This window comes from Pseudomonas syringae (genome assembly GCF_000737245.1).
Lineage (GTDB): Bacteria > Pseudomonadota > Gammaproteobacteria > Pseudomonadales > Pseudomonadaceae > Aquipseudomonas > Aquipseudomonas syringae_J.
The window spans coordinates 66064-73129 of sequence record NZ_JPQU01000037.1; the positions used below are offsets into that span (position 1 = coordinate 66064).

The following is a 7066-nucleotide window of genomic DNA, read 5'->3' on the forward strand; positions in this document are numbered from 1 at the left end:
GCCGACCATGAATCTGTTGATCAACAACGCTGGCTTCTTTCTCGATGGCTTGCTCAAAACCCTGGCCCTGGCCGGTGTCACCCTGTTGGGTGCGACCGTGATCGGCGTGCTTATCGGGACTCTCGCCAACGCGCGCTTTGCGCCGCTGCGCTGGCTGATGCGCGGCTATATCGAACTGCTGCGCGGCATCCCGCTGATCGTCAATATTTTCTTCGTATTCTTCGGCGCGCCACTGCTGGGCCTGGACCTGTCGCCCTTCGCTGCGGTGACACTGGGCCTGTCGCTGTGGGGTGGTGCCAACGCCGCGGAGCTGGTGCGTGGCGCACTCAATGCGGTACCGGTGCATCAGATCAACAGCGCCCGTGCATTGGGCCTCAAGAGCTGGGAAGTGCTGTGTCTGGTCAGCGGCCCACAAGCGTTTCGCCATGTACTGCCTGCCTATGTGGGGCTGCTCACGCTGTTGCTGCAGTCCACCACCCTGGGGGCCATCGTCGGCGTCAGTGAGTTCTTCCGGGTCGGCCAACTGGTGGTCGAACGCACCACCATGATGGACGGCTACAACGCCGCGCCTGCGGTCTACGGCCTGATCCTGCTGGTGTACTTCCTGTTGTGTTCGGTACTGACCGCGCTCGGTCGCCGCCTCGAACGCAAGCTCAAGCACGAACGACCAGCGCTTGACGTCACTCCCGTCAACAGCCCTGCGCTGACGCCTAACTGATCATTCCGGAAACCACCCCATGTCAGATCTCACCTCCGCCCTGCCCTTGCTGCGCCTGCGCGGCCTGCATAAAAGCTTCGGCACGCTTCAGGTGCTCAAAGGCATCGACCTGGATGTGCAGCCCGGCAGCGTGATGGTTTTGATCGGCCCCAGTGGCTCGGGTAAAAGCACGCTGATCCGCATGCTTAACGGCCTGGTCCAGCCCGATCAGGGCACCGTGGAGCTGAGCGGCAAACAGCTCAATACTCACAGTGAAAGCGCCTGGCAAAAATTGCGCCTGCAGGTGGGCATGGTGTTTCAGGATTACACCCTGTTTCCACACCTGAGCGTGCTCGACAACATCACCCTGACGCCGGTGCGGCGCAAATTGTGCAACCGCGCCGAAGCCGAAGCGGACGCCCGCAAGCTGCTGGCAAAAGTCGGCCTGGAACACAAGGCCGATGCCTGGCCCAGCGAGCTTTCCGGTGGTCAGCAACAGCGCGTCGCGATTGTTCGCGCCCTGGCCATGAAGCCTGAAGCGATGCTGTTCGATGAACCAACTTCAGCCCTGGACCCAGAAACCATTGGCGACGTGCTCAAGGTCATGCGTGATCTCGCCAACGAGGGCATGACCATGGTGGTGGTGACCCACGAGATGCGCTTTGCCCGGGAAGTGGCAGATCAGGTGGTGTTCATGGCAGGAGGCCGCGTCATCGAGCAGGCCCCGCCCGCCATCATGTTCAGCGCGCCACAGGACCCCCGCACCCGGGAATTCCTGTCCTCTTTTCTTACTGCCGGAAACTGAGCCATGCCTTCGATCTATTCGCCCGACTTCAAGACGACCCCCTACTGGTGGGAAGCCGCTTCACCGGAAAGCCATAACGGTCCGCTACCGGAACAGGTCGAGATGCTCATCGTCGGTTCAGGCTTTTGCGGCATGACCGCCGCCATCGAGCTGGCCCGTGGAGGCGTCCAGGTGCTGGTGATGGATGAGCTGGCTATCGGTGCCGGTGGCAGCACCCGCACCGGCGGCATGGTTTCAAGCGGTCAGAAGCTGGTGATAGGCGGCGCGGTCAAAGGCGTCAACGAAGCGCAAAAGGCCCGCTTGCTCAAGGACTCCCTGGCGTCGTTCGACTATCTGAAGCGCTTTATTGGTGAAGAAAATCTGGACGCGGATCTGAACATCAGCGGGCGATTTTTCGGCGCCATAAGCCAGCGGCACTACGAGCAACTGTGCAGGGACGGCGAGTTGCTGCGTAGCCATACTGGGGTCACCGTGCACGAAATCAGCAAGGCGCGTCAGGCTGAAGTTTCGGCTACTGATTTCTACAAGGGCGGCATCCTCATCGAGGAATACGGCGGCCTGCACGCGGGTAAATATCACGCTGCCTTGCGCAAGCTCGCCACATCTCTCGGGGTGAAATTTGCCTCCCATTGCCGCCTGCAGAAAATCGAAGACCAGGGCCCGACCAAGCGAGTGTTTACCAGCCGTGGCTCGCTGACCGCCAAGACGGTGTTCATTGCCACCAATGGCTATACCAGCAATGCGACGCCTTACCTGGGCAGCCGAGTGATACCGGTGCGCAGTTATCAGATCACTACCGAAGCGATCCCTGTCCATCTGATGGACGAGATCAACCCGCGCCGCCTGATGATCACCGACAGCCAGCGCGAAGTGATCTACACCCGTCCATCCCCGGATGGCACCCGCGTGATGTTTGGTGCCCGCCCAGGCGCGTTCGAAATGAGCGAGTACGAAGCGGCGCCGCATCTTCACGCGAAAATGCTGGAAATCTGGCCACAGCTTGAAGGCTATCAAGTCACTCACTGCTGGCATGGTCAGGTCGGCATGACCTTCGACAAGATCGCCCACATGGGGGAACACGATGGCAGCGAGCATGCGGTGGGTTGTAACGGTAACGGTGTGGCGTTGATGACGTACCTTGGCTATCAATACGCCCGCAAACATTTGGGTAAGCTGCAGGAGCCCTGCGCCTTCGACAACCCGAACTTCCCCGGCAACCCGCTTTATCGTGGCAAAGCCTGGTTCCTGCCCATCGTCAGCGGCTGGTATCGCGGGCTGGATTATCTGGATCGTCGCAGGGGGTGAGCGAGGGACCGCGTACTTCTGTTGGAACCGGGCTTGCCCGCGAAGAACGATGACGCAGTATGCCTGCTAAACCGTGTCGCCTGCATCGCGGGCAAGCACCGCTCCCACAGGGGATTGCGTTTGCCTGTTGGAGCCGGGCTTGCCCGCGAAGAACGATGACGCGGTATGCCTGCCAACCCGAGGCGTCTGATTCGCGGGCAAGCCTCGCTCCAACGAAATCACCAACTCTGTGGGAGCGGTGCTTGCCCGCGATGAACGATGACGCGGTATGCCTGCTAAACCGTGTCGCCTGCATCGCGGGCAAGCACCGCTCCCACAGGGGATTGCGTTTGCCTGTTGGAGCCGGGTTTGCTCGCGAAGAACGATGACGCGGTATGCCTGACGACCTGAGGCGCCTGTTTCGCGGGCAAGCCTCGCTCCAACGAAATCACCAACTCTGTGGGAGCGGTGCTTGCCCGCGATGAACGATGACACGGTCCACCTGCCGGAACGCAGCGTCCGCGGGTGTCACTGAGCCGAAGTCACCGAAGCAGGCGCGATCTCCTTGGCAGGGTTTTTCATCGCAGCGATTTCCCGATCAGCAACAGCCTGATCAAAAGCGCCATCCCATTTGGCGATGGCGATAGTGCCAATGCCGTTGCCGATCAGGTTGGTCACTGCCCGCGCCTCGTTGAGGAAGCGATCCACGCCCAGCAACAGCACAAGACCGACCAAGGGAATTTCCGGAATCACTGACAAGGTCGCTGCCAGAGTCACGAAGCCTGCGCCTGCTACACCCGCCGATCCTTTGGAGGTCAGCAGCAACACGCCAAGTACCACTAATTGATCCCCCAGGCCCAACGGGGTATTAGTGGCCTGAGCCACGAAAATGGCAGCCATGGTCAGGTAAATGCAGGTGCCGTCAGAGTTGAAGGTGTAACCGGTGGGCAGCACCATGCCGACCACCGATCGCCGGCAGCCGAGTCTTTCCAGTTTGACCATCATGCGCGGCAATACGGCTTCAGTTGAGCAGGTCCCCAAAGTGACGAGGATTTCATCCTTGAAATAGCGCAGGAAGGTCAACAGCGGCACCCCGGACCAACGGGCAATCGAGCCAAGCACCACGATGATGAAAAACAGCGTGGTGACGTACAAGGCAAGGATCAGATGCCCCAGTGACAACAAGGTACCGATCCCGTACTTACCGATGGTGAACGCCATGCCCGCGCCGGCCCCGATAGGTGCCAGACGCATGACCATTGCCACGATCTTGAACAGCCCCTGCAGCAACAGATCGATGATATTGACCAGCGGCTTGCCGGTTTCACCCAGTTGCACCAATGCCACGCCCATCAAGACCGAGATCAGAATTACCTGCAGCATCGCGCCTTTAGCGAAGGCATCAAACATGGTGGTGGGAATGATGTTGAGGAAGAACTCGACCACACCACCCTGCGCTTGCGCCACTTGGGCATAACCGCTGACGGCGCTCGCGTTGAGTGAGGCGACATCGATGTTCATCCCCTCGCCCGGCTTCATGATATTGACCACCACCAGGCCAATCACCAACGCGATGGTCGAGACGATTTCGAAGTAGAGCAAGGCCTTGCCGCCAATGCGGCCGACCTCTTTGATGCTGCCCATCTTGGCGATACCCACCACGACAGTGCCGAAGATGATGGGTGCAAGGAGCATTTTGATCAGCTTGATAAAGCCGTCAGCCAAGGGTTGCAGTTTGGCTGCGAAGCCGGGGATGAAATACCCCAAGAGGCCCCCTATAACGATGCCGATCAATACCTGGATGTAGAGATGCTGATACCAGCGAGTGGCGGTGTTCATGGCTGAACCTCAGTGTTGTTTTGTTGTATGAGGATTAAGCAGGGAGGAGTAAGCGGACCCATTCCGGACCCGCTGTGCAGCAACCAGCGATCAGCCTTCGCCGAGTTCACGCATGACCGCATAGAGTGCGGACTTGGCTTCGAAGCCAACGCCAGGAATGTCAGGCAAACCGACGTAACCGTTTTCGACACGGATGCCATCGGCGAAGCCACCGAACGGCTGGAACACATCCGGATAAGACTCGTTGCCGCCAAGGTGCAGGCCTGCGGCAATGTTCAAGGACATCTGGTGACCGCCATGGGGCACCACACGACGGGAGGACCAGCCCATGTCTTCCATGACTTTCAAGGTGCGCATGTATTCCACCAACCCATAGGACAGCGCGCAGTCGAATTGCACGTAATCACGATCCGGACGCATGCCGCCGTGACGCAGCAGATTGCGGGCATCCTGATGGGAGAACAGGTTTTCACCAGTGGCCATCGGCAATTCGTAGTGGTTCGCCAGCTCGGCCTGCAGCGCATAATCCAGCGGATCGCCCGCCTCTTCGTACCAGAACAGGTCGTAAGGTCGCAGCGCTTCGGCGTAGGCGATGGCAGTCTGCTGATCGAAGCGACCATTGGCATCCACCGCCAGACGCCGGCCGGAGCCGACCACTTCCAGCACCGCCTCGATACGGCTGATGTCTTCAGCCAGGGGCACGGCACCGATTTTCATCTTCACCACGTCGTAGCCACGATCCAGATAGCCGCGCATTTCCTGCTGCAGTTTGGAGTGATCCTTGCCCGGGTAGTAATAGCCACCGGCCGCGTACACCCATACCTTGTCGTCAGCCACACCGTTGCGGTAGCGGTCGGCAAGCAGGCGATACAAGGGTTTACCCTCGATCTTGGCCACTGCGTCCCACACCGCCATGTCGATGGTGCCCACGGCGACCGAACGCTCACCATGCCCGCCCGGCTTCTCGTTGGTCATCAGGGCTTTCCAGATGGCGAACGGGTCGAGGTTGTCATTGGCCTGGTCGATCAGGCTTTCCGGATCGGCTTCCAGCACACGGGCCAGAAAACGGTCACGCATCAAGGCGCCCTGCCCGTAGCGTCCATTGGAGTTGAAGCCGTAGCCGATCACCGGCTTGCCATCGCGAATCACGTCCGTGACGACGGCCACCACCGAACAGGTCATTTTCGAGAAATCGATGTAGGCATTGGCAATGGGCGATGCGATGGAGACCGTCTTTTCACGAATGTCGACGATGCGCATGGGGTAACTCCTCTCTGATTGTTAGTCCCGCCATCCAGTTCGATGCCGGGTTTGTGCGAGAGGACTTTAAAACTGGACGGCAAATTCGGGCCAATGCTAATAATGCGCCACCCTATGCGAACAAGGCATTGCCCATGGAACTGGTATGGCTGGAAGACTTCAACGCCCTTGCAGAGAGCGGAAATTTCTCCCGCGCCGCCGATTTGCGTCACGTCACTCAACCGGCTTTCAGCCGGCGTATCCGTGCACTGGAAGGCTGGGTGGGGGTTGAGCTATTCGAGCGCACGGCCCAGGGCGCGGTACTCACTGAAGCCGGGCGCAGCATGCTGGAAAACGCCCGGGAGTTGACGCGACGGCTTTATCAGATGCGAATGGACGTGCGCGAAGTCGCCGGCAAAGCAACACGCACACTGCACTTTGCGGCGACTCACTCGCTGTCGTTCACCTTTTTCCCGGCCTGGATCCGCCGCGTCGAGCGCGGCGCGCCGATCGAGGCCATTCGCCTGCATTCGGACAACATGACGGTGTGTGAACACATGCTGCTCAGCGGCGAGGTGCAGTTCCTGCTGTGTCATCAGCACCCGGACGTGCCGCCGCGTTTCGAGAGCAGCCAGTTTCTCAGCAAGCTGGTGGGTCATGACATCCTGCGCCCGCTGCAATCCCCGGACTTGCAGGCGACACACCCGCTGCCGTTCTTGAGCTACACCGCTGAATCCGGGCTGGGGCGGATCATTCAGGCACACCGGCAGACCCATCAGATAGCCATTGATCTGGAAGTGGTGTTCAGCTCCCACCTGGCGGCGGTGCTGCTGTCCATGGCCCGACAGGCCAAAGGTGTCGCCTGGCTACCTGAATCCCTCGCTGAAGCTGAAATCAGTGCGGGTGGTCTGCAACAGGCAGGGCCGGAATTGGAAAACATCGAGACGCAAATCCGCCTGTTCCGGCCAAAAACGCCGTTGAGCGATTTCGCCGAGCAATTCTGGAGCGGACTGGAAGAGCGCGATTAAGCCGTGTTCAACGGGTGACCAAGGTCCCCTGTTGGAGCGAGGCTTGCCCGCGAACCAGACGCCCCGGGCCATCAGCCATACCGAGTCATCGTTCATCGCGGGCAAGCACCGCTCCCACAGGGTACGCGGCACGCCAGGCGCATCGCGTCATCGTTCTTCGCGAGCAAGCTCGGC

The 7066-nt window shown here is 60.0% G+C and carries 6 protein-coding genes; 4 read left to right on the top strand and 2 right to left on the bottom strand.

Annotation, left to right across the window (positions count from 1 at the left end; all coding sequences use genetic code 11):
* The first annotated feature begins 7 nt into the window (after positions 1-7).
* Genes IV01_RS11615 through IV01_RS11605 form a run of 3 tightly spaced genes read left to right on the top strand, consistent with a single transcriptional unit; the run spans position 8 to position 2807 of the window.
* The gene (locus tag IV01_RS11615) at positions 8-718 is read left to right on the top strand and encodes an amino acid ABC transporter permease (protein ID WP_032628911.1); all 711 of its coding nucleotides are present in this window, start codon (positions 8-10) and stop codon (positions 716-718) included.
* A 19-nt stretch (positions 719-737) separates the two neighbouring features.
* Entirely contained in the window at positions 738-1502 is a 765-nt protein-coding gene (locus tag IV01_RS11610; protein WP_032628913.1) for an amino acid ABC transporter ATP-binding protein, read from the top strand.
* Between the two features lie 3 nt (positions 1503-1505).
* A complete protein-coding gene (locus IV01_RS11605) occupies positions 1506-2807 on the top strand; it encodes an NAD(P)/FAD-dependent oxidoreductase (protein WP_032628915.1) in 1302 nt (433 codons plus the stop codon).
* 507 nt (positions 2808-3314) lie between these two features.
* Here IV01_RS11605 and dctA read toward each other — a convergent pair.
* Together dctA and IV01_RS11595 are read right to left on the bottom strand one after the other, a co-directional pair.
* The gene (gene dctA, locus IV01_RS11600; RefSeq protein ID WP_032628917.1) at positions 3315-4625 is read right to left on the bottom strand and encodes a C4-dicarboxylate transporter DctA; all 1311 of its coding nucleotides are present in this window, start codon (positions 4623-4625) and stop codon (positions 3315-3317) included.
* Between the two features lie 90 nt (positions 4626-4715).
* A complete protein-coding gene (locus IV01_RS11595) occupies positions 4716-5885 on the bottom strand; it encodes a mandelate racemase/muconate lactonizing enzyme family protein (protein ID WP_032628918.1) in 1170 nt (389 codons plus the stop codon).
* Between the two features lie 134 nt (positions 5886-6019).
* Between IV01_RS11595 and IV01_RS11590 the strand changes: the two genes are divergently transcribed.
* The gene (locus IV01_RS11590; RefSeq protein WP_032628921.1) at positions 6020-6892 is read left to right on the top strand and encodes a LysR family transcriptional regulator; all 873 of its coding nucleotides are present in this window, start codon (positions 6020-6022) and stop codon (positions 6890-6892) included.
* Positions 6893-7066 lie beyond the last annotated feature (174 nt).

What these genes read in the sequence shown, in the direction of transcription:
- IV01_RS11615 (WP_032628911.1), top strand. Translation starts at nt 8, where the DNA reads ATGAATCTGTTGATCAACAACGCTGGCTTCTTTCTCGATGGCTTGCTC.
- IV01_RS11610 (WP_032628913.1), top strand. Translation starts at nt 738, where the DNA reads ATGTCAGATCTCACCTCCGCCCTGCCCTTGCTGCGCCTGCGCGGCCTG.
- IV01_RS11605 (WP_032628915.1), top strand. Translation starts at nt 1,506, where the DNA reads ATGCCTTCGATCTATTCGCCCGACTTCAAGACGACCCCCTACTGGTGG.
- dctA (WP_032628917.1), bottom strand. Translation starts at nt 4,625, where the DNA reads ATGAACACCGCCACTCGCTGGTATCAGCATCTCTACATCCAGGTATTG.
- IV01_RS11595 (WP_032628918.1), bottom strand. Translation starts at nt 5,885, where the DNA reads ATGCGCATCGTCGACATTCGTGAAAAGACGGTCTCCATCGCATCGCCC.
- IV01_RS11590 (WP_032628921.1), top strand. Translation starts at nt 6,020, where the DNA reads ATGGAACTGGTATGGCTGGAAGACTTCAACGCCCTTGCAGAGAGCGGA.